The sequence below is a fragment of the Terrimonas ginsenosidimutans genome, assembly GCF_022012415.1.
GTDB lineage: Bacteria > Bacteroidota > Bacteroidia > Chitinophagales > Chitinophagaceae > Terrimonas_A > Terrimonas_A ginsenosidimutans.
The window spans coordinates 161,239-183,635 of sequence record NZ_JAKLTR010000008.1; the positions used below are offsets into that span (position 1 = coordinate 161,239).

Consider the following 22,397-nt stretch of genomic DNA (forward strand, 5'->3'; position numbering starts at 1 on the left):
AACGCCCGAGTTTCTGCGCTTGTGAATGTATGGAACCTCAGGAACCTATGGAACCTCTGAAACCTATGGAACCTATGAAACCTCTGGAACTCAGGAAACCTCTAAACCTTATGAAACCTCCGAAACCTTTCATACTTTTGTCAACTTTATGACGCTCAAATTCTACAAATACCAGGGAACAGGCAACGACTTTATCCTGGCAGACAACCGTACCAATCAGTATTCTTCCCTCACAACCGACCAGATCCGCCGTTTGTGTGACAGGCGTTTTGGCATTGGCGCGGATGGACTCATGCTGCTGAATCAAAAAGCAGGTTATGATTTTGAGATGAAATATTTCAATGCTGACGGGCGGGAAGGAAGCATGTGCGGCAATGGCGGACGCTGCATTACCAAGTTCGCTTACCATCTTGGCATTCACCGGATCGATTATAAGTTCATCGCTGTCGATGGCGATCATGAAGCAGAAATCGACCCCGACGGGATCGTTTCGCTTAAAATGAAAGATGTAGATAAGATCCGCCGCTTTCACAGCGACTTTATTCTGAATACAGGTTCTCCTCACTATATCAAACCAGTCAACGAAGTAATGGATATAGACGTTTACAAAAAAGGACGTGATATCCGCTACAGTAAAGACTTTGAAGCAGAAGGCATCAATGTCAATTTTGTTGAACAGGTCACTGATGACAAGATCATTGTACGCACTTACGAGCGCGGTGTGGAAGATGAAACCTATTCATGCGGCACCGGCGTTACTGCGGCAGCACTGGTCTACTATCATAACGAAAACGGCTTTAACGACGTAGAAGTAAAAACACTGGGCGGCACACTCACTGTTGAATTTGACAGAATGGGTGAAGAAAAGTACGCGAACATCTGGCTTTGCGGACCAGCGGAAAAGGTGTTTGAGGGAGAAGTTGTAGTCAAGTAAAAAGTCTAAAGTAAAAAGTAAAAAAAGGGTATCCCGGGGGAGGACGCGCCTTAAACGTTCGGGGGCTATTTTTACTTTTTAATTTTTACCTTTTACTTTGACACTATATTTGTCGCATGATCCAGTATTTCAAAAATATCAACCACACCACGGTTGAAGTAGATAAGCCCGAAGAAGGAACCTGGGTCAATGTATTACCGCCATTGAAGCAGGAAGAATTTACCGAGCTGTCAAATAAGCTCGATATCCCTATCGACTTCCTGACCGATTCATTGGATATAGACGAAAGAAGCCGTTTCGAAAAGGATTCCACGGTGAAACTGCTGGTCATCAAAACACCAACCGAAAACAACTCTTTCAACGAAAGCGACGCCTATTATATCACTATTCCGATCTGCGTCATTCTCACCCACACCCAGATCGTTACTGTCAACTCGTTTGAGAATACCGCGATCAAGAAATTCCTGAGCACATTCCAGAACCGGCATCCTGACAAGAAGAATATGATGGTGCTGAAGATCTTCGAGAAAGTCGTGCAGAACTTCATGGAACACCTCAAAGAGATCAACCAGCGCAGGAATGTTTTCGAACAAAAGCTATATGATGCCAGCCGTAATGAACACCTGCTCGAGCTCATGCGGATCCAGAAGAGCCTTGTTTACTTTGTAACAGCACTCCGTTCAAATGAATTGCTGTTCATCAAACTGGAAAGAACAAATTTCCTTGGCCTGAATGAAGAGGAAAAAGAATTCCTGAATGACCTGATCGTGGATAATTCACAGGCCCTTGAAATGGCCAACATCTACACCAATATCCTCAGCAGTACACTGGATGCGTTCGCGAGCATCATTGCCAATAACCAGAACCAGGTGTTGAAAAGACTGGCTGTGATCACGATCGTACTCACTTTCCCTGTATTGATCTCCAGTTTATTTGGCATGAACGTACCAAGCGGATTCGAACATTCGCCATACGCGTTCTATATCGTCGTATTCCTTTCACTGGCGATTGCCCTGATCGTTGGCTGGTTATTCCTCCGTAAAAAAATCATCTGAGATAAATGCATTTTTTTAATATCCGCGTATACGGCATTCTGATAAACGACAGGAAACAGGTGCTTGTAAGCGATGAATACATCCGTGGCAGTTACTTCACAAAGTTTCCGGGGGGCGGACTTGAATTTGGCGAAGGTACCCGCGATTGCCTGAAGCGGGAATTCAAAGAAGAAATGGATCTTGACGTCGAGATCGGCGATCATATCTACACCACAGATTTTTTCCAGATGTCTGCTTTCAACCCGGAACATCAGATCATTTCGATCTATTACTTTGCCAAAGCGCTGGAGGAGATCAAAGCACCGCTGCGGGAGAAGGAGTTTGACTTTGATGAACGGGAAATGGAGATGTACCGTGTGAAAGGTGAAACGGAGACGTTCCGGTTTGTAGACTGGGAGGATTTTTCTTCAAAGGCGGTGACATTGCCGATCGACAAAGTGGTGGCGGATCTTCTTAAAATTCGGCTGGCGTAGGAGTATCGCAGAGGACGCAAAGATTGCGCAAGGAACGCAAAGAATATCCTGGCGAACTTTGAGCAACCTTTGCGTCCTCTGCGAAACCTTGCGTACTTTACGGAACCTTTGCGTCCTCTGCGAAACCTTTGCGTCCTCTGCGATACTCCTACGCGGTTTCATCTCCCATGGCAGCCTTTCTCATTTGAGCAGCCGTATCATGCCCGAGGTAACGCTCTATCAGGTTGTGCACCCCATAGATCACGGGTGTTAAGATCACGGCCATGATGAATTTGTAAATATAATTCCCTACACAGATCGTCATTACCAGTGCAAATGACCATGGCTGCCCCTGCCCCGGAGACAAGCGCGGCCCGATATAAAAGGCAATAAACAACACAACAAAGCTGTCAACAAACTGCGAGATCACGGTTGAGCCCGTTGACCGCAACCAGATCTTCTTTTCACCGGTCACCTGTTTGATCTTGTGAAAGATCCATACATCCAGGATCTGCCCGATCAGAAAAGCGACCAGCGATCCGATAATGATCCATGAACTTTGTCCGAGTATTGATTGATACGCCACATCCGCATCCGCGATTCCCTGGGCTGCATAATTGCCGGTCCAGAAATCCGCCGGCGTCAAATGGATCGCGCCCTGGAACATGATGAATGTGTAAGCGATCAGCCCAACCGCCAGGAATGAAAGGAACCTGACGCCTTTCATCCCATAATATTCATTGATCGTATCAGTCATGATAAAAACAACCGGCCACAGCAATACTCCTGCAGTGAGGTTGAATGAGAACTTATTCCCAAATAAGCCGATCTCAAACGGCGCAACCCCAAACGTTTTCTCCAGCGAAAAGATCTTCACCCCGATCACTTCAGCGATCAGCGCATTCGCAATAAAAAAACCTCCCAAAATCAGGAACAGCCGTGTCGGTTTGTTTTTAATTATAGCCTGGATCATTTAACACAAGTATATAAAGCACAAGAATGACGAGAAAAAACAAATTACTGACGATCAGCCAAAGTGGAACATATGGTGTCAGCTTTCTTTTCACAAACAATACGATCAGATAACACACGTTCACAACGGGTACCAGGATACCTCCCATCAAATACCCCAATATGACGATAAACGATGTTGTACCGTCATCACTGGTCCAATCCGTGAACCGCAGGGAGAATGCCAGAAGGAAAAAAAAGCCGCAGATAAAGGCCAGTCGAGACAAAAATAATAGCCAGCGCATCAGTGATTTTCGTCTAAAATAGCATTATTTTGTCAGCCCGGGGGCCAAAGCTTTCCACGTAAAATGGACAACTGACTAACAGCCCTTCGCTTAATAAAAAAAAGATAACCGGATGAAAAACGATCTTGTAAAAAAGATACTTCCCCATATCATCGCAATCCTGATCTTTCTTGTTGTTTCCGTGATCTTCTGCAAGCCTGCACTGGAGGGAAATGTTTTGCACCAGGATGATATCGTTGGCTGGAAGGGTATGGCCCAGAGTGCGTTTGATTACAAAGAAAAAAACGGTCATTTCCCCTTGTGGAATACTAATGTATTCAGCGGCATGCCAAACTACATGATCGCAATGGATGGAAAATCTGTTATGCCAAACATGAACAAAGTGCTGGCATTGGGTCTTCCGGAACCGATCAGTTTCTTCTTCCTGGCTTGTATCTCTTTTTACATCCTTTGCCTTTCTTTCCGTCTCAGACCGGTGGTCGGTATATTCGGCGCGCTGGCTTTTGCATTCGCTACCTATAACCCGATCATCATTACAGCAGGTCACGTTACCAAAATGTACGCGATCGCCTACATGCCTTTCCTGCTGGCAGGTCTGATCAACACATACGAAAAAAGATACTGGCTCGGGCTTTCATTAACAACGTTGGGTACATACGTTCTCTTAAATGCCAACCACCCGCAGATCAGTTATTATTTCTTCATCGCCGCAGCGATCATTACGATCTCCTATCTCTTTATATGGATCCGGCAAAAAGAATGGAAACATCTTGGAATTGCTTTTGGTGTCACGGTGCTGGCAGCAATTGCTGGATTGGCCACTACGGCACTCAACCTGATGACCTCTACGGAATATGCAAAAGCAACGATCAGAGGTGGAACAAATGTTGCCATCAAGGGAGATAGCGTGACCGCAAATAAAACCGACGGACTGGATACTGATTATGCTTTCTCTTACAGCCTTGGCCGCGGCGAGGAGCTCACTTTACTGATGCCAAATGCATATGGTGGAAATGGCCGGGAACCGGGGAATGAGGATTCTCATGTGATTGAAAAACTGACCGCTAAAGGAATGCCGGAAGCGAACGCCGCACAATTTGCGGGTCAGTTCGGTAAATTCTGGGGCGATCCGGGCTCTTCTGCAGGAGGTCCGTTCTACTCTGGCGTGATCGTTTGTATCCTCGCTCTTCTTTGCTTTGTGTTATATAAACATCCGATTCGCTGGGGTTTGCTGGCTATTGCAGTTCTTGGCGTGATGATGGCCTGGGGAAAACACTTTATCGGGTTCAACATGTTTCTTTTTGAGAACCTCCCGCTATATTCAAAGTTCAGATCACCGTCTATCGCGATGACCATCCCCCAGTTCATTATGCCTATTGCGGCTGTACTGGCATTACAGGTTGTATTCTTCCGCAACAATGCGCAGGAGCTGCTGAAAGCAGACTTCAAAAAGATCCTGTATGCTCTTGGTGGACTGGCAGGTTTGCTGATTGTTATTTACCTCATGATGAGCTACTCCGCTCCTTTTGATTCGCAGGTACTCGATCAACTGAAACAGAACACTGGTAGCGATGACATGGGCCGTGCCGTGATCGCTGGTTTGAAAGAAGACAGGAAAGCCCTTTTCGGAGGACAGGTGCTCAGAACAATCGCATTTATAGCACTGACAATCGGTCTGATCTGGACGTTCATGAAAAATATCTTAAAGCCAATAGTCGCTGTAGCGATCTTCACGGCAATCTCGTTCATCGACCTTTATTCGGTTGATAAAACATACCTGAACGAAGGCAACTTCCGCTCACCTGATGAGCAGGTAGCTCAAACGGCTACCCCAACGGCAATAGATCAGCAGATCTTTGCAGATAAAGACCCTCACTTTAGAGTGTTTAATGCCGGAAACGAACGCTTCAGCTCAAGTGACTATCATTATCCTACGTTTCATCGCACATTGGGCGGATATCACCCGGCTAAGCTCCGGATCTATCAGGATGTGATCGAACGTTACCTTAACGGACAGGATAGCCGCGAAATATTGAACATGCTCGATGCGAAATACATTGCTGCAGTTAATCCACAGAACGGCCAGCCATTACTGATCCCCAACCCATCCGCATATGGTGCCGCCTGGCTTGTAAAAACTGTTCAAACTGTGAACGACGATGCTGCAGAATTACAGGCAATAGGCCGGACTAACCTGCGAGACACGGCAATCGTTCAGACTTCTTTTGCTAAGAACATTGCACAACCTCAATCGGATTCTGCAGCGACCCTTACACTGTCCAAATATGATGCAGATGAGATCGAATACAACTTCAACGCATCCACACCACAGTTTGCGGTATTCAGTGAAATCTATTACCCGTTAGGCTGGAACGCTTACATTGACGGAAACAAAGCAGAGTATGTAAAAGCTGATTATGCTTTACGCGGACTATCAGTTCCTGCTGGGAAGCATACTATCAAATTTGTATTTGAACCCGCTTCTTATAAAAAGGGGTTGGCTATTTCATTCACTGCATCCATTATCGTATTGATACTGATACTGGGAGGCTTGTTTATGGCGTGGAAACAATCAAGGAAGTAAAAAGTAAAAGTAAAAAACAGCGCGTGATGGCAGCAAGCCAGGCGCGCTGTTTTGCTTAACGACACAGTAACTTCGTTGATACGGAACCGACAGATTCAAAGATGTTTTTTACTTTTACTTTACCCCATGCCAAAAGTCCTCAGCCTTGTATGGTATAAAGTGTATCCACCCTCGTTTGGCGGGCAAAAAGGTGTTGCCCTGTTTAACCGGCAACTGGCAAAACATTGTGAACTGGTTTGCCTTTGTTCCGATAACAATGAACCCAGGGAACCCTACACAGTGCTTCCGGCCCTGCCAGGTGGACAACGTCATGTAATAAACCCGTTTTACTGGCAAAAGGTCAAAAGGATCTGCTGCGCGGAAAAACCTTCTGCTATTATTCTTGAGCATCCCTACCAAGGGATCTCGGCGTGGATCGCTGCGCGAACAATTAAAGCAAAACTGGTGGTTCATTCACACAATATTGAATCAAGCCGGTTCCGGCAGATCGGCAAATGGTGGTGGCCGGTTCTCCGGGTTTACGAGAAATGGGTCCACCGACGAGCAGATCTCAGTTTGTTCAAAACAGAGGAAGATCTGCGATGGGCGATAAAATACTTCGGGTTAGATGAAGAAAAATGCGTCGTGATCCCGTATGGTACAGAACAAACCGGCCGGCAAAGAATAGCGGATAACTTCGTCCGTGAAAAATATGCGATCAGGCCAGAAGAAAAGATCTTTCTTTTTGCAGGCACGCTGGATTATGAGCCGAATGCAGCCGCCGTCGAAAATATCTTTCGTGAGCTGGCGCCGCGCCTGAAAGCTTCCGGTATTCCGTTCAAAATACTCATCTGCGGGCGCAACCGCTTCCCTTCCTTTCAATATCTGAATGATCTGTCTGATCAAGATATTATCATGGCCGGTGAAGTTGAACACATTGAACCAATCTTTACAGCCGCCGATGTCTTTATCAACCCCGTCCTCTATAGCGGCGGCATTCAAACCAAAAATATAGATGCCATCGCAAATGGCTGTAATACGGTTTGCTTCGCTTCGCAGTCAACGGGAATTCCCATTGAAGTCTGTGGCAACAAACTGTTCGTCGCGGCTGATAACAACTGGGATGATTTTGCCGGACAGGTATCAAACGCAGCCGCGTTCCGGCATCCCACGCCACTATCATTTTTCCAATATTTTGATTGGGAACGCATCCTGCAATCGCTTATTCGTAAATTGCATCTGCATGGCTGAATCGATATCATTAATCATTATTACGTATAATCGCCCGGACGACCTGCTTGACCTGCTGCAAAGTCTGGCCAAACAATCCGACATCTCCCCTCTCAGAGAAGTGCTTATTTTGAACAATGCGAGTACCGTTTCGTATCAACATGCCGAGCAGTATATCAATGAACATCCGGAACTGAAGGTGAATTATATCCTTTCACAGGAGAACCTTGGCGTATCAAGAGGACGGAACAAGTTGATGTCAATGGCACAGGCTGAACTGATCCTTGTGCTGGATGATGACATTGTTTTTCATACGGACAATAGCCTGCCAGTCATTGCCACTGTGTTCACCAAAGAGTTTTTTATAAAAGCCAACACCGGCATTATTACGTTCAGGGTGATCTATTACGATACAAAGGAACAGCAGCAAACTGCACTTCCGCACAAACAGTTTGAAGAATACAGGCACAAACCCGTTTTTCTCACCTCTTATTTTACCGGCTGTTCTCATGTGATCAGGAAAGAACTGCTAACGCAAACCGGCCTCTACCCTACAGATTTTTTTTATGGAATGGAAGAATACGATCTTTCCTATCGCGTAATTAACGCAGGCTATTCTTTGGGATATGATGCTGCCGTTACATTTGAACATAAAGAATCACCAACAGGTCGTCAGCTGAACTATCAAAAGCTCGCGTCTCAATGGGTGAATAAATCGAAAGTGGCGAGAAGATACCTTCCTTTCATTTACTATCTCACAACAATGACGGGCTGGAGTTTTGAATACATTAAGAAAGCGAAAGGACATTGGGGTACATTCTTTAGTTCATGGCTTAAAGCGATCAAAGCCGGCTTTACCGAAAAAAGAAATCCTGTAAGTAAAAAGGGACTTGAATACCTGAAAGAAGTGCATGCGAGATTATGGTATTGAGAAAGATCGCTTAACGGATTGCCGGGGAGTTTCCCGCTGAGCTACGCTGATTGGGGGCTGATACGCAGATCAGTTCCCGATGGCAGGCAGATAGCTGCGTATCTGCGGATTGGTCTGCGTATATCTCCCGGACACTACGCGATACAAACAAATCATTTCCTCGCAATCAAAGCACTTTATAAAAATGTGGCCTGTTACGCAATACCAGGAAAGAATGCCGCAGTAAAACCATTGTATTCGAACTGTATCCCCACCAGTTCTTCCATTCCCCACCGATACCAGGCCTGAGCAAAACAGTCTTCATTAACAAAACAAGCAGGTAAAGCGGTATCGTAAAAATATACGCACTCAGATGAAAAAGAAACCATGCTACTCCGTATTGCTTCCGGATACGTAATAACCCGGAGAGCATTACCTGCTTACCCTTCCGATCACCTAAGTGCTGATACCCTCTTGTTTTTGATTTGAATGCTTCATTGGAAGAAGAGCCTTCCAGGTGCACTACATGCAGATCGCCATACACACACATAGGACCAAGCTTACGCAAACGGCTGCACCATTCTATCTCTTCGGAATAAAGGAAGAAATCTTCATCCAGCAAGCCGGCCTTTTCAATTGCCGAGCGTTTCACCATCAGAAAAGCTCCGTTGATCCAATCAACTTCGACAGCTCCAGCCGCTTCCGGCACATTTGTTTTTTTTAGCTTCATTTGCAAACCCACCCAACGAATAAAACGACCGAGATAGGGCAAGGCCATCAGATGGTTTAACCCACCTTTCATAAAGAAGTTGCCAGAGATCTGTGGCGTGCGGTCGCGGTTCAGCAACTGCACACCGGCACCGACATAATCGCTTTTTGAAAACCGTTCATAGCAGGTTGCGATGGCATTGCCTTCATTAAGTGTATCAGAATTGAGCAACAAAACTACGTTGCCTTTTGCCTGGCGGATGCCCTCATTATTTGCCCGTGCGAACCCACTGTTATAACTCATCTGGATCCATCTTACAGCAGGATAGGCGGATTGCACACGCTGAGCACTGTCATCCTTTGAATCATTATCCACGATGATCACTTCCAACCTGCTTGCATCACCGGAATAGATCGACTGCAGGCAATCAAGCAATAGCTGCGGTGTTTTGTAATTGACGATTATAATGGAGTAAAGGATCATTATTTATAAAGGTGTTAATCACCTCTTAATGCGACTTCAACACAGGTTTGTGATATATCTTTTTAAACAGCAGAAAGATCCCATGCGATATTGGATTGCTATCGATCAGCTTACCAACTTTAATCTTCCGGTAATCCAGCGGCTCAAATTTTCCATCACATAGATCTTTTCCATACTGACGGAAAGTATGGATCAATTGTCCGACAGAAGGTGTTTCGCGTTTTGATTTTGGTGTTCTCAACACCTTATGGGTAATTCCCTGGCAGTATTGCCGCAGAAGTTCGACTCCATCGCGCTTGATAACAGATGCCAGTTCAGGGTCATCGTGTTTAAGCCCGATAAGGTATTTCATCAAAAGGTCAAATGCATTGATGAACCGCGCATCAGAGGAAGACGATGTTGTAGCGGCGGGATGCTTTCTATACGAAAAACACTCCTGGCTATCCACGGCCAGAAAGTTTTTTCGGCTTAACCGGATCCAGAGTTCCATATCAGCGAACAGCAGATTCGGATACATGGGCATTCCCCCGGCCGCTTCAAAATCACGGCTTCGCATCATAAACCCGGTTCCCATAAGATCAATTTTATCCAGCAGAAAATGGCTGAGAGCGGTTGCCGGATCCTGCACTGCATTCATGTGTTTACATTTACCGATCTCATTCCCGGAAGAATCTATATAACGGAAATGGGTCTGATAGAGCGATGCATCCGGATATTTTGCGATCAGTTCCTGCATCACACAGAGATAGTTCTTATGCAATATATCATCATGACCGATAAGTGTCATAAACTCCGACTTTGGCAGACTCAGCGCCCTGTGCCAGTTATCTTCCATGGTAAGAGAGGTGGGTGCGGGAAAGATCTTTATACGCTGATCGTTGAATGATGCAAGAATATCGAGGGTATTATCAGTGCTTTGATTTTCCAGCACGAGCAGTTCAAAATCATTAACCGCTTGCGATAGGATGGACTGTACGCACTCACGCAGGTAATTGCCACCGTTTTTTACCGGGAGTATGATGCTGTAACGGGCCATTTACTATTCCTATCCTTTAATTAGTTTTTTTGCCTTGACGATAAAATCGTGCAGAGCCGGTGTGTTCTTTTTTAACTGGTATTTTATCCTGAACCTGTTTACAAAACCGGTTTTCATCACTTCCTGTTCCGCCTCGACCAGGCTTTTATTATCAAGTCCGTTCTTTTTGTAATAATGATGAAGGAATGCCATGTGACCCGTTATCCATAGACCAAAAAATCGCTCCATCAATTGTTTGATCTCAGGCCACTCCGGTAAATAAGAAAGTTTGCTTTCCATATAAACCGGGAAATTCCGGGTAAGTACAGGCAGCTGCTCATTTTGGTTGCGACCAAAATTCTCTTTATGTATTGTCTGACATCCGAGTGATCGGTTCAGCACCACCACCCCCTGCGTGCTTGACACGCTCATATAAGCATAGTCACCGAGGAACGGTGTTCCATAATCAGGAATACCGCCGAGTTTTACAAGTATCTCTCGTTTGACAATACAGGTCGACCAAAGGAAATGAGAGAATATTCTGAACGTAAAAAGATTCATAATAAAATCTGAAGGTGTAAATATCTGGACAAAGTTCAGATCATGTTCATTTGAGATGCAGGAGTTTGTTCCCACGTCCAGCTTATATTGTTTGGCAACATCTTTATCTGCACAAAACCAATCGCAGCCTCCCATATACATTCCATATCCCGGATGCGACGCTCTGAGATCAATGAGTGTCTGCAGCATGTCCGGATAAACCGGATCATCGTCAGCGATCATCACAATATATTCTCCGGACGACCGCTCCAGGCTTTTGTTAAAGCTTGGCTTCATACCGAGATTTTGCCCGTTGCTGAAATATTTAAATCGCGGGTCGTTCATTGACTCTACAAAATGACGTCCGCTGGCTTCCGGGTCATTGTCAGACACGATCACCTCGTAGTTCGTATACCCCTGAAGCCTGATGCTTTCCAGCGTACTCTTCAGTATTGCGCCACGTTTGAACGTAGTAAAACAAAAGCTTACCAAAGGATTCGCTGATATATTCTCGCTCATACCTTTTATTTAACACGCTTCAGGTACCCATCCGGGGCCACACTGATCAGCAATTTGTTATTGATGCTGTCGTCTATTTCGAACTGAGGATTCTCTGCCAGATATGTTCTTACAGCAGTCAGCGGATTGTCTCCGATGCCCCATGGTCTTTTAAGACCCGGAAGATAATCTTCAGGAAGATGTTCTACGATCGTATCAAACACTACCACATAAGAATTCAGTGAAACTAACGGCGCATACGCTTTGAGTTCCTCCAGCACGTGCTCATGTGTATGATTGGAATCAAGTACCACCATGATCACAGGCTTATCCTTTGCAAAAGCTTTCACCTGCTCTACAGTTTCTGCAGCAATGGATGATCCCTGGATCATTGTGATGCGTTTGAACATCGGATGAGCTTCGATCTCCTTTTTATTATGCTCACGGATATCAATATCAATTCCCAGCACTTCTCCTTTACCCACCAATTCAAGTACAGATGCATAGAATATCAATGAACCGCCATGTGCAATACCTGTTTCAATGATGAGATCGGGTTTGATCTCCCAGATCAATTCCTGCATCGCCAGGATATCCTGCGGATACTGGATAACAGGGCGTCCCATCCACTTGAAGTTGTATGAATACTGCGCTTTATTCGACTCAGTGTTGAATGATCTTGCAGCCTCCTGCAAGGCAGCGTTGGTTCCATTGCTCTGGATGCGATCGGCTGTTTCCTGTTTGAATGCCGCAATAGGATTACTCATCAGTTATAGTTTTCAATTTTGTTGTATCACCCCAGAAATTCCTGGGCTCGAGATCTGAATAAGGATAAAAACCGAGATTCAGCTTTATATCTGCATTGTTTCTGTTCAAATACTCCTGTACAAGCTCTTTTACCTGCACCGGGTTGCCACTACAGCAATTAATGATCCCTGATACCTCTTGCTGATCTGCAATCTTCACAATATTATCTGCCACTTTCTCTATGGGCAGATAATCCCTTAGCTGATCACCAGGGCTCATATTGAACGATGCATCACCACGCTCCAGCGCAGCCTGAAGCTGCGAAAGTAATGAATTTGGGTTTTGCCCCTTTCCATACATATAAAAGAGACGAATCCATTTAAGAGTTACCGGATGTTTTACAGACAGTTGCGCCAGCCTGATGCGAAGCTCATTTTTAGCCTGTGCATAAAAATTATCCGGAAACACTGCCATCTCTTCACTCAATTTGCCCTCCTGCATCCCGTATTCAAAACAAGTGCCGGTAACCGACACATTTTTCAATCCGTTTATCACCAGATTTTCGATAAATGCATAATGACGTGGAAGATTTTCTTCCATATGAAAAACTGACTTGTAATTAGGTAATCCTTCCCATGCCAGGTGGATCAATGCATCGGGCTGACAGAAATACTGATACAGATCCAAGTCAGCTGACGCAGAAGCAAGGTCAAACGGCTTGTAGTCAACTTGCGGAAACCAGTCCTGCTTTTTCGCTTTCTCTTCTGACAAAGAAGAAGCTATAACTGAAAAACCTTTCTTCAGCAATGCGTTGACGACATGATTTCCAACAAAACCAGTAGCTCCTGTTACGAGTACCTTTTTCATAATCAATCAATCTTCAGTCCGGGAATAGCAATCACAAACTTTCCTCCCCAGTCACGTATATAGGCCAATTGAGCCATCACTTCGTCTTTGATATTCCAGGGGAAGATGATCACATAATCGGGTTTATCCTGCTTCAGATGAGCTTCCTTTACAACCGGTATATGGCTTCCGGGAAGGAATTTATTTTGCTTATGCGGGTTGGCATCAACCACATAACTGACCAGGTCAGCCTTTACCCCACAATAATTCAGCAGCGTATTTCCTTTCGCCGCAGCTCCATAAGCCGCTACTTTACTCCCGGCTCTTTTTTGCTGTACGAGAAAATCAAGAAAATCCGTTTTCACCTTCATAGCTGCCTGCTGAAAACCGCTATAGTAACTCATATTTTTGATTCCTTTCGCTTCTTCTTTTGCCAGTAGTGCTGCAACAGATGATTCAATTTGCTTTGACCCGTCTTCCGCATGTTTTGCATAGATCCTGAGTGAACCACCGTGTGTCGGAATCTCTTCCACGTCAAACATTTCTAAACCTGCAGCTTTGAAGATCTCTGCTACAGTTGTAAAAGAAAGGTAAGAGAAGTGCTCATGATAGATCGTATCAAACTGATTGTTCTCCATCAATTGTACCAGGTGAGGAAATTCCATTGTTACAACACCCTTATCATTCAGTAACACTTTAAGTCCAGAGGTGAAATCAACAATATCAGGCACGTGAGCCAGCACATTGTTACCAAGCAGCAGATCCGCTTTAGTTCCTTTCGCAGATAATTCTTTTGCAAGTCTTACACCAAAGAAATCAACGACTGATTCCACTCCTTTTGTTTTGGCTACTTCAGCAGTATTAGCGGTAGGTTCGATGCCCAGTACAGGCACTTTTTTCTCTACGAAATATTGCAAAAGGTATCCGTCATTTGAAGCGATCTCAACAACCTGTGATCCGCTGTTATACCCGAAGCGATCGATCATTTTCTCTACATACTTCTTTGCATGTTGCAGCCATGTCGTAGAGTAAGAGGAAAAGTAAACGTATGAACTATCGAAAATGGTATCAGACTTTTTATATTCATCCACCTGCACAAGAAAACACTTACTGCAGGTATATATCTTCAGCGGGAAAAAATTTTCCGGTTCGTTCAATTGTTCTGCACTGAGAAATGAGTTGGATGCAGGAGAATTGAACAGGTCTACAAACACATCAGTAAGTTCGGTTTGGCAAAATCTGCACGTCATATTGTTAGATTCCTTTAAAATTTTTATTCAATAACGGATGCGAACGGTCGCGATCAGAAATTTCAGTTGGTGCCAGTGGCCATTCAATCCCTGTCAAAGGATCATTGTACATGATTCCTCCTTCTGCCCCCGGAGTATAAAATGCTGAATGATGATAAATAAGTTCACAGTTATCTTGCAGGCACTGAAACCCATGCGCAAATCCTTCTGGTATATAGATCATTTGCCTGTTCTCTGCACTTAATTCCAACTGCGTGTGCTGCAGGAAGGTTGGAGAGTTTTCCCGCAGGTCTATCACCACATCCAGCACGGCTCCTGCAATGCAGCGGACCATTTTTATTTCACGGAACGGTGGCAATTGATAATGCATTCCCCTGATCGTTCCTTTTTGGGAGGTAAAAGAATGATTTATCTGTACCCATTCCTTATCATGTCCAATCGCAGCAAATTCATTCTTGCAATAGGTACGGCTAAACCAACCGCGGCTATCACCGACAGGCTGCAGGCTTATAAAGAAGACACCTTCGAGTTCTGATGGGGTAAATATCATTTACGAAGGTAATTATCAATTTGAGTGAATGTAAATTCAGCCTGCTGCTCAACCGGTGTTTTATACCAGTCCATCGACCATTCGATCGCTTGCGGTGCTGACAATTGAGGTTTCCACGACAATTGTTCTGCCGCTTTTGAAATATCAAGCTTTAACAAATTTGCTTCATGCATTGCGGCACCGTTGGAGGAAACTTCCATTTTGCCGCTACCCCATGTTTTGATCGCAAGCTCAACCAATTCCTTTACGGTGAGATGGTCTTCAGGCTGAGGGCCGAAGTTAAACGCCTGTGAAAATGAAACAGGGTCATCGGTCATTTTTGTTCCCAGTAAAAGGTAACCACAAACAGGTTCGAGCACATGTTGCCAGGGCCTTACCGATCCGGGATTTCTGACAAGGATCTCTTTCCCTTGCAGCAATGCTTTGGCAGCGTCGGGAATGATCCTGTTCCGGCTGAAATCACCGCCTCCGATCACGTTACCTGCTCTTGCGCTTGCCAGCGCTTTACGATGGATCAAAATATCTTTGACATTAAAGAAAGAATTGCGGAAAGAGTCAACCACCAGCTCGGTGCAGGCTTTGCTGGCGCTATATGGATCATATCCGCCAAGGCGATCCTCTTCTTTATACAGGCCGTGATGTTCTTTATTATCGTATACTTTATCAGTTGTGATCACAATGATATTGCAGCGTTTTTCCAATTGCCTCGCCGCTTCCAGCACATTGGCGGTGCCAACAACATTGACTTCAAACGTTTCCGAAGGAATTTCATAAGAAAGCAATACAAGCGGTTGTGCTGCCAGATGAAATACATAATCCGGCTGAAAAGAGGCGATCTCTTCGGTGAGCTGTTTCCTGTTGCGGATATCAGCGATCACGCTTTGCACGTTCAGACCTGAGAACAGGTTATGAAACGGAGCTGAATCTTCCGGGGCAAGTGCATAGCCTTTTACTTCTGCACCGAGCTGATGCAAAAGGGCCATCATCCAGGTCCCTTTAAAACCTGTATGACCGGTGAGAAATACTTTTTTTCCCGCATAATATGAACGCAATAATTCCAGCATTACCAGCTTTTCCATTTTGCGTGACCTGATTGCCACAGTGATTCCAATTCAATTTTATCGCGAAGCGCGTCCATGCATTTCCAGAATCCTTTATGACGATATGCAGCAAGCTCACCATCATTGGTAAGATTCTCCAGCGGATCATCCTCCCACATCATATCCGACATATCACCGTCAAGATATTTGAACACTTCTGGTTTCAATACAAAGAAGCCTGCATTGATCCATTTACTTTCATCCTTTGCTTTTTCACGGAACGAAACAACGTCGCCGTTATCTGCAAGATCCATACCACCAAAGCGGGCATCGAGCTGTACGGCAGTAACACTGGCTATTTTGTTGTGTTGGCGATGGAATTTCATCAGCGCATCGAGATCCACATCACTTACACCATCACCGTAGGTCAGCATAAATTCTTCATTGCCGATATACTTCTGCACAGCTTTTAAGCGACCGGCTGTTTTGGTTGAAAGACCGGTATCTACCAGCGTTACTTTGAATGATTCAGCATTTGAGTTCAGTATTTCGATTTTATTTTTCCCCAGATCGATGCATACATCTGAATTATGGAGATAGTAATTCATGAAATACTCTTTGATCACATATCCCCTATATCCCAGGCAAACGATAAAATCGTTGTAGCCATACCTGTCGTACATTTTCATGATATGCCATAAAATGGGCTTTCCGCCGATCTCTACCATTGGCTTGGGCCTTGTGTCTGTTTCTTCGGAAATACGTGTTCCAAGACCCCCTGCGAATATAACTACCTTCATACGCAATGAAAATTTGGCAAAAATACCGGATTAAGATGAAAGTTCGGCCGATCCCCGCTGGTGGGAAATGCAGGTTTTTAGACCATTACAAAAGATCGGGATACTTTCTTGTTAGGAGCCCTCCTTATTCGCCTTTTTCAGGCAGAAAGCTATAGCTTTCAAACAAAACTGCCAGGGGCCTGCAAAACAAGTGCATGGCAGTGACGAATCAGCTATTTACGCACTAGCGGATCAGCATAAACGTCCCTTTTCTGAAAATGCGCGCTTCACAACCCGTATTTGCCCTGATCATATACACATACGCATCTGCGGGCTGCTTTTCTCCCTTGTAAGTACCGTCCCAGCAGGCATGACGATCCTTTGAATAAAACACCCGGGTTCCCCAACGGTTAAAGATGCTGAATTCTATTTCGTCGACAATTCCCCAGAATTTTATTCCATAACAATCATTAAGCCCATCGTTATTGGGTGTAAAAGCTCCTGGCATGTGGTACCCGCCCTTATTGCCTGTTGTAACACTGACAAGTACTGAATCGCGGCCTTCACATCCATTCCTGTCCGTACCCGATAAAACATATACGGTGGAAGCAGTCGGAGTGGCGATCGGATTTGCCAGTCTCGGGTTATTTAGGCCGATAGAAGGGGTCCAGCTATACGTCAACGCGCCACTGCCTGACAAGCGCGATTCGCCATAGCTGCAATCAATATTGTTGCTGCTGGAAGCTGTTACGTTTGGCCTGGGTGCAACCGTGATCATGGTTTGTAAGACTGCCGACTGACCACAGGTATTCTCGGTAATGGTAACGGTATAATTCGTGCTCACTGTGGGAGACACGCGAGGAGACCCCGACAATGGATCGTTGACACCTGCAGCCGGAGACCAGCTAAACGTGTCTCCTCCCGTTGCCGTCAGTGTCACGGAATCCTGCATACAGATTTTTCCTGGGCCGGTCACTGTAAATGCCGGATCGGGATGTAGTGAAACTTTAACCGAATCCTCGTAAACACAATTATTTAGATCTGTGATCAACACATGATATTTTGTGCCTTCTGATGGCGTTGCTACCGGGTTGGCAATAGCCGGATCACTAAGTTCAGCAGAAGGAAACCAATTGTACACAGCTCCGCCTGTTACCCACAATTGAATGGCCGTATTCTTGCAAATGACCGTATCACCCTGACGGGCTATAGCGGGTTTCGCAAATATGCTTATGATAACGGTATCTTTCGCCACACACCCATTCACAGTTGTCCCAGTTACAATATACTGCGTGGTCACCAATGGAGATGAAATGGGCGTCATTGACGACGGATCATCCAGTGCCGAAGCAGGAAGCCATTCATATGATTGTGCACCTGAGGCCTTTAACTGCACGGGCTTACCCGCGCATACAGATGTATCGGCCACTGCCTTGATATGCGGTTGATCAACCATTATCTTCACCAAGTCTCTTTGAATTGAGACAGGCGCAAAAGAAATATCGTCAAGGGCAAACCAATTGTTTGCACCGGCAGTGCCTTTATCAATAATAGCTAGTTCCGCAGTCACTGCAGTCCCGGAATTCCAGGTTATATAGAACTGTTGCCATTGACAGACAGCTGTGTTTCCTATCAATGGCTCTGACATCTCGATGCCATTTATACGGAAACGAAGATTCCCGGGATTCTGGGAAGAAAGGGATTGGAGCCATGCCGAAAAAGCGTATTCATGACCTGGTATCACAGGCACAACCTGTCTCCATACGATAGCATCAGTTTGAGCAGTGCCATTTATCAAAAGCATATTTCCCGAGCCCGAAGTATGATCTGTACAATTGCTCAGCGTATTGTTCCATGAAGAAACATTTGCGGCTACGTGATACTGACCCTGCGCTGAATTCTGGCTGGCATTGGTCAGATCCGTACTGAAGCCGGTATTCCCCTGCACGAAATCACCATTTAATATCATATTCGCGCCCATCATTTCAGCAGTGAAATAATAAGTAATGTCTTGTAACGCTGAAGTTGTTGGCTGAGCCAAGGCGGGATTATCTAAAAACTGCCCGGTAGACCAGCAATGCTGCAACGCAGGGAGCGTCCTCAGCAACTTGGTTGAGCTTGCACAAATGGTTGTATCGGGCGTAAGGATTATATTTTCAATGACCGTTTTGATGCTCATCACTTTGCTGATGGTATCAGAACAGACACCATCTGTAACAGCATACCGCACAGGGAAATCACCCTCAGCTGTAAACTGAAATACCGGGTTAAATGTACCCGTAATTTCAGTTCCATTAACGCTCCAATACTGGTTTCCGGAACTTCCTGCACCAAAGAATTGAACATTGAAAGGATCGCAAATATCTTTTTTATAACTGAAATCAATTTTCAGCCCGATCGGTTTTACCTGGATGGTAAAACTATCCGTACAACCCTGGCTATCCGTAACTTTGAGTTTAACGTCTTTACTGCCAGTCTGAAGATAAGTGTGAGAGACATCCTGGGTGCTGGCAATTGTACCATCTCCGAAAGACCACTCCCATGACACGATGGGGTAGTTTCTTACTACAGCGGAGCCTTTGAAATCAAAAGACATACAGGAAATCGGTGTGGAAACTATATTCAGACTTTCGATATTTATTTCGGCAGGTAGTGTGGCAAAAGGTAAAATGAGTCCTGTGCCAAGAACGCCTAATCCTCCGCTGGTTGCATTTCGGGTACCGCCGGACAAAGTATTAATGCCACGCTGGCCCGGTGTCACATTGAAGGATACGCCGGCGGCAGGCATCACGCCCTGACTCACCCATATCATACCTGCCGAACCTCCGCCACCCGGCCCTACATTGCCAGGGCCGGGATTGGATCCACCATCACCTCCTTTTGCTGAAACAGCCACGTTGCCGGTATAGTTAAGTACATCAAGCAAGATTGTGCCACCTGCGCCACCACCGCTCCTGCCAACTGGTGTTGGGGTTGCAGTAGGCGCAGGCGTTTCTCCGTGCGATTTTATCGAAAACCCATTCGAGATCACGCTGGGCGCCGATATAATAACGATTCCGCCACCATTTCCACCGCCGCTGGCAGCTGTTGCCCCCATCTGATGGCCAGCGCCGCCGCCGCCACCCATATAAATTCTGTTTATAGAGAAAGATCCTCCAACATTTGTCCCCCCCAGACCTCCGTTCGACACGATGGCGGAGCATCCATCATACTCATAGCCCCCATTCCCGCCACTGCCGCCGTTACCTCCTCCACCTCCTCCGGCATTGATACTATTACCACCACCACCACCTGTGAACGGATTATTCTTACCGGCCCATGGTGCCAGGTTATCATGAGATGATTCTCCCTTCAAGCCGCCGCGGCTCCCATCAACCACATTTGTCACAAAATCATTGAATCCGCAAAGTCCATTTGTACTGGGAATTGCAGCACCGCCGCGGAAACCTCTACCTGAAACGTCAATATCATTATTTAATGTGAGCGTATTCCGTACATTAAATGCCAACACTCCTCCTTTCTCCCCATCCCATGGAAGACAGGTCAGTACTTTGTCCGTTACCAGATCCTGGAAATAGGGAACCCTTACCAATTGGACGCGCCCTGCAGGGATCGTAAATGTTGTGGCCGGCTTGTACATAAGTCTCACCATTTCACCATTCACAGAGTGAACGATATTATATTCAAAACGTCCCGAATTGCCAATGGTAGTAAAAAAGCCAAACTGCGCTGTATTGGCAGTAACGATTTGTACACCTTTCATTTGGATCGTCAGCACCGTATCACCAGCCTTAAAACCAGTTGCATCTTTGACACGCAACGAATTATTACAATCTCCGAAACCCAAAACGGGCGTGTAAGTATTGACGATTAGCGAATCCGCAGGCACAGGGATTTTTATTGCACAGGAATCAACATCAAACCGGCAGTCCGGGATTTGAGTATTTATTGACGCTGCACCATCCAAAACGCCGTTCCAGGTTGCATTTCCCTGTTTATTCAGGAGGTTATCAAAAGTATAGTATGCGAGAAGACCGGTCTGCGTCGTGGGGTTTGGCAATGAGGTATTCATGTAACTTCTGATCTGCTCCTGCGTTCTGGCAACATTCCAGATCCGGACCTCGTTTATATAACCTATAAGCTGCGTGTTATGGACAAGGGCGTCATACAGTCCGATCTTCGTTTTGAAATTATTCTGGTACAAATTGCCACTTGCCGGGGCACTGCTCATCAAAAAGCCATTACGATAAAACTTTAATCGCGTGCCGTCATACACCATGGCCACATGATACATCTTATTAAGTTCGATCTCGCATACCGGGGGAGTCCTTACATAACCGTTATCGGACGTCGTGATCTCTGCGCTATTGGGTCTCAGCAGGTAATTGATGTCAGGCGGATTATTATGTTTCGACACAAGATCACCGGCCCATACATCTCCGCCTGAATAAGGCGCTGTTCTCATAAAAACAGCTTCAACGGTTACTGTATTTCCGGGAACATCCAGGTCTCCCACTGAGACTATCGAATTGCGGGACGGCAGATTCAGCCAGTTGTTACAAGTCTGCCCAAATGAACGATAATGACTGATAAAAAGCAGCGTGACCAGGATACTAAGACGGACAAAAGACCTTAACATGAATTTGGATAGGTTTTGCTAGCAGTTTGTTTTGAATGAAACCGGGCGAAAAATACAGAATCAAACTGTTTTCTGCAAGGTTTTGCGGACCATTAATAGTCTCCATGCCAAATCAAATTATTCTGAGGGAATTGTACCCTCCCCACCTGTAATAATGGCATCCAGGAACCGTTGCATCCCCTTTTTTTTCGCGTCAGTGAGTTCATAGCTTAGATGCAACGTATAGTACTTTTTCATATCATAAAAATCATACGGATTAGAAGCTACAATTTCATCGATCAGTTCGAGCCCCATCGCATTGGCTTTGTCGAATTCTTCGATAAATTTCTCATCCAATGGTTTCGTACTCACCCAGGCCGCAAATACAAACGGTAATCCGGTAATACCCTTCCATTCGCTTCCAAGATCATAAATATACGTTGAGACCTTTCGCTGCTCCAACGCCCGGTCACCAATAACAAGACCCGCAGTTGTACCACTTATTTTGTCGCGGTATGATTCATCTTCCGCCTCCAATATCTCGGGATGAATGCCCCAGGACTCCTTCATCAGCCATTTTAGTAATGCTACGGAAGACCGGCTTTGATAATCAAGGTAAACACGTTCAATTCTGTCCAATGGCACTTCACTGAAAAGGCATACTGAAGCGATCTCCGCTTCCGCACCAATACAATAATTGCCGACGATATAATATTCCTTCAATAATGGAATTGCCCCCACAGGTATCAATCCCACATCAATTTGCCCGTCGATCAGCATCTGTGCCAGCCGGGCCGGATACGCTCCCACAAGATCAATTTTACTCTTCATGGGCTCCCTTTCCAACCCATAGATCAATGGCTTTGTATTCCGATAATTGACTATCCCTACTCTAATCTTCTCCAATTCTGTTATTTTTGCC

At 45.4% G+C, this 22,397-nt stretch carries 19 protein-coding genes; 6 read left to right on the plus strand and 13 right to left on the minus strand.

From position 1 onward, the window contains the following. The first annotated feature begins 148 nt into the window (after positions 1-148). From dapF to LZZ85_RS13905, 3 genes are all read left to right on the plus strand, one after another. Positions 149-934, plus strand: coding sequence for a diaminopimelate epimerase (gene dapF, locus LZZ85_RS13895; protein ID WP_237872696.1), 786 nt, complete (start codon positions 149-151; stop codon positions 932-934). A gap of 116 nt (positions 935-1,050) precedes the next feature. Further along, positions 1,051-1,989 carry a magnesium transporter CorA family protein gene (locus tag LZZ85_RS13900; RefSeq protein ID WP_237872698.1) on the plus strand — a complete coding sequence of 313 codons (939 nt, stop codon included), beginning with the start codon at positions 1,051-1,053 and terminating at the stop codon, positions 1,987-1,989. Positions 1,990-1,994: 5 nt separating this feature from the next. Then, complete coding sequence (locus LZZ85_RS13905) at positions 1,995-2,462, plus strand: NUDIX domain-containing protein (protein ID WP_237872700.1); 468 nt, start codon at positions 1,995-1,997, stop codon at positions 2,460-2,462. 148 nt (positions 2,463-2,610) lie between these two features. Here the strand turns inward: LZZ85_RS13905 and LZZ85_RS13910 are convergent, their stop codons facing one another. Next, positions 2,611-3,414 (minus strand): queuosine precursor transporter, encoded by an 804-nt coding sequence (locus tag LZZ85_RS13910; RefSeq protein WP_237872702.1) that lies wholly within the window; start codon positions 3,412-3,414, stop codon positions 2,611-2,613. Beyond that, a complete protein-coding gene (locus tag LZZ85_RS13915) occupies positions 3,395-3,697 on the minus strand; it encodes a hypothetical protein (protein ID WP_237872704.1) in 303 nt (100 codons plus the stop codon). The genes LZZ85_RS13910 and LZZ85_RS13915 overlap by 20 nt, the downstream gene beginning before the upstream one ends. 112 nt (positions 3,698-3,809) lie before the next feature. On the opposite strand from LZZ85_RS13915, the gene LZZ85_RS13920 reads away from it, so the two are divergent. From LZZ85_RS13920 to LZZ85_RS13930, 3 genes are all read left to right on the plus strand, one after another. Next, on the plus strand, positions 3,810-6,281 hold the full coding sequence (locus tag LZZ85_RS13920; protein WP_237872705.1) for a YfhO family protein: 2,472 nt from the start codon (positions 3,810-3,812) through the stop codon (positions 6,279-6,281). Between the two features lie 126 nt (positions 6,282-6,407). Further along, positions 6,408-7,511, plus strand: a complete 1,104-nt coding sequence (locus LZZ85_RS13925) for a glycosyltransferase family 4 protein (RefSeq protein ID WP_237872707.1) — start codon at positions 6,408-6,410, stop codon at positions 7,509-7,511. After that, positions 7,504-8,421, plus strand: a complete 918-nt coding sequence (locus LZZ85_RS13930; RefSeq protein WP_237872709.1) for a glycosyltransferase family 2 protein — start codon at positions 7,504-7,506, stop codon at positions 8,419-8,421. The genes LZZ85_RS13925 and LZZ85_RS13930 overlap by 8 nt, the downstream gene beginning before the upstream one ends. 166 nt (positions 8,422-8,587) lie before the next feature. Here LZZ85_RS13930 and LZZ85_RS13935 read toward each other — a convergent pair whose 3' ends face one another. From LZZ85_RS13935 to LZZ85_RS13985, 11 genes are all read right to left on the minus strand, one after another. Beyond that, positions 8,588-9,592 carry a glycosyltransferase family 2 protein gene (locus LZZ85_RS13935; protein WP_237872711.1) on the minus strand — a complete coding sequence of 335 codons (1,005 nt, stop codon included), beginning with the start codon at positions 9,590-9,592 and terminating at the stop codon, positions 8,588-8,590. Between the two features lie 25 nt (positions 9,593-9,617). Continuing rightward, complete coding sequence (locus LZZ85_RS13940; protein ID WP_237872713.1) at positions 9,618-10,628, minus strand: glycosyltransferase family 2 protein; 1,011 nt, start codon at positions 10,626-10,628, stop codon at positions 9,618-9,620. A gap of 9 nt (positions 10,629-10,637) precedes the next feature. After that, complete coding sequence (locus LZZ85_RS13945; RefSeq protein ID WP_237872715.1) at positions 10,638-11,666, minus strand: glycosyltransferase family 2 protein; 1,029 nt, start codon at positions 11,664-11,666, stop codon at positions 10,638-10,640. A gap of 5 nt (positions 11,667-11,671) precedes the next feature. Next, on the minus strand, positions 11,672-12,412 hold the full coding sequence (locus LZZ85_RS13950; RefSeq protein WP_237872717.1) for a cephalosporin hydroxylase family protein: 741 nt from the start codon (positions 12,410-12,412) through the stop codon (positions 11,672-11,674). Next, the gene (locus LZZ85_RS13955; RefSeq protein ID WP_237872736.1) at positions 12,405-13,259 is read right to left on the minus strand and encodes an NAD-dependent epimerase/dehydratase family protein; all 855 of its coding nucleotides are present in this window, start codon (positions 13,257-13,259) and stop codon (positions 12,405-12,407) included. The genes LZZ85_RS13950 and LZZ85_RS13955 overlap by 8 nt, the downstream gene beginning before the upstream one ends. Positions 13,260-13,261: 2 nt before the next feature. Further along, the gene (locus LZZ85_RS13960) at positions 13,262-14,488 is read right to left on the minus strand and encodes a class I SAM-dependent methyltransferase (protein WP_237872743.1); all 1,227 of its coding nucleotides are present in this window, start codon (positions 14,486-14,488) and stop codon (positions 13,262-13,264) included. 4 nt (positions 14,489-14,492) lie between these two features. Further along, positions 14,493-15,038 (minus strand): dTDP-4-dehydrorhamnose 3,5-epimerase, encoded by a 546-nt coding sequence (gene rfbC, locus LZZ85_RS13965; protein WP_237872751.1) that lies wholly within the window; start codon positions 15,036-15,038, stop codon positions 14,493-14,495. Beyond that, the gene (gene rfbG / locus LZZ85_RS13970) at positions 15,035-16,117 is read right to left on the minus strand and encodes a CDP-glucose 4,6-dehydratase (RefSeq protein WP_237872758.1); all 1,083 of its coding nucleotides are present in this window, start codon (positions 16,115-16,117) and stop codon (positions 15,035-15,037) included. The genes rfbC and rfbG overlap by 4 nt, the downstream gene beginning before the upstream one ends. Then, entirely contained in the window at positions 16,102-16,878 is a 777-nt protein-coding gene (gene rfbF, locus LZZ85_RS13975; RefSeq protein ID WP_237872767.1) for a glucose-1-phosphate cytidylyltransferase, read from the minus strand. The genes rfbG and rfbF overlap by 16 nt, the downstream gene beginning before the upstream one ends. 223 nt (positions 16,879-17,101) lie before the next feature. After that, positions 17,102-21,496: a T9SS type B sorting domain-containing protein gene (locus LZZ85_RS13980; protein WP_237872780.1), complete on the minus strand. Its 4,395-nt coding sequence runs from the start codon at positions 21,494-21,496 to the stop codon at positions 17,102-17,104. 117 nt (positions 21,497-21,613) lie between these two features. Continuing rightward, the gene (locus LZZ85_RS13985; RefSeq protein WP_237872794.1) at positions 21,614-22,381 is read right to left on the minus strand and encodes a menaquinone biosynthetic enzyme MqnA/MqnD family protein; all 768 of its coding nucleotides are present in this window, start codon (positions 22,379-22,381) and stop codon (positions 21,614-21,616) included. Between the last annotated feature and the right edge of the window lie 16 nt (positions 22,382-22,397).

Bases quoted from the DNA above. Each gene is read 5' to 3' on its own strand.
- dapF (WP_237872696.1), top strand. From the start codon at position 149: ATGACGCTCAAATTCTACAAATACCAGGGAACAGGCAACGACTTTATC.
- LZZ85_RS13900 (WP_237872698.1), top strand. From the start codon at position 1,051: ATGATCCAGTATTTCAAAAATATCAACCACACCACGGTTGAAGTAGAT.
- LZZ85_RS13905 (WP_237872700.1), top strand. From the start codon at position 1,995: ATGCATTTTTTTAATATCCGCGTATACGGCATTCTGATAAACGACAGG.
- LZZ85_RS13910 (WP_237872702.1), bottom strand. From the start codon at position 3,414: ATGATCCAGGCTATAATTAAAAACAAACCGACACGGCTGTTCCTGATT.
- LZZ85_RS13915 (WP_237872704.1), bottom strand. From the start codon at position 3,697: ATGCGCTGGCTATTATTTTTGTCTCGACTGGCCTTTATCTGCGGCTTT.
- LZZ85_RS13920 (WP_237872705.1), top strand. From the start codon at position 3,810: ATGAAAAACGATCTTGTAAAAAAGATACTTCCCCATATCATCGCAATC.
- LZZ85_RS13925 (WP_237872707.1), top strand. From the start codon at position 6,408: ATGCCAAAAGTCCTCAGCCTTGTATGGTATAAAGTGTATCCACCCTCG.
- LZZ85_RS13930 (WP_237872709.1), top strand. From the start codon at position 7,504: ATGGCTGAATCGATATCATTAATCATTATTACGTATAATCGCCCGGAC.
- LZZ85_RS13935 (WP_237872711.1), bottom strand. From the start codon at position 9,592: ATGATCCTTTACTCCATTATAATCGTCAATTACAAAACACCGCAGCTA.
- LZZ85_RS13940 (WP_237872713.1), bottom strand. From the start codon at position 10,628: ATGGCCCGTTACAGCATCATACTCCCGGTAAAAAACGGTGGCAATTAC.
- LZZ85_RS13945 (WP_237872715.1), bottom strand. From the start codon at position 11,666: ATGAGCGAGAATATATCAGCGAATCCTTTGGTAAGCTTTTGTTTTACT.
- LZZ85_RS13950 (WP_237872717.1), bottom strand. From the start codon at position 12,412: ATGAGTAATCCTATTGCGGCATTCAAACAGGAAACAGCCGATCGCATC.
- LZZ85_RS13955 (WP_237872736.1), bottom strand. From the start codon at position 13,259: ATGAAAAAGGTACTCGTAACAGGAGCTACTGGTTTTGTTGGAAATCAT.
- LZZ85_RS13960 (WP_237872743.1), bottom strand. From the start codon at position 14,488: ATGACGTGCAGATTTTGCCAAACCGAACTTACTGATGTGTTTGTAGAC.
- rfbC (WP_237872751.1), bottom strand. From the start codon at position 15,038: ATGATATTTACCCCATCAGAACTCGAAGGTGTCTTCTTTATAAGCCTG.
- rfbG (WP_237872758.1), bottom strand. From the start codon at position 16,117: ATGGAAAAGCTGGTAATGCTGGAATTATTGCGTTCATATTATGCGGGA.
- rfbF (WP_237872767.1), bottom strand. From the start codon at position 16,878: ATGAAGGTAGTTATATTCGCAGGGGGTCTTGGAACACGTATTTCCGAA.
- LZZ85_RS13980 (WP_237872780.1), bottom strand. From the start codon at position 21,496: ATGTTAAGGTCTTTTGTCCGTCTTAGTATCCTGGTCACGCTGCTTTTT.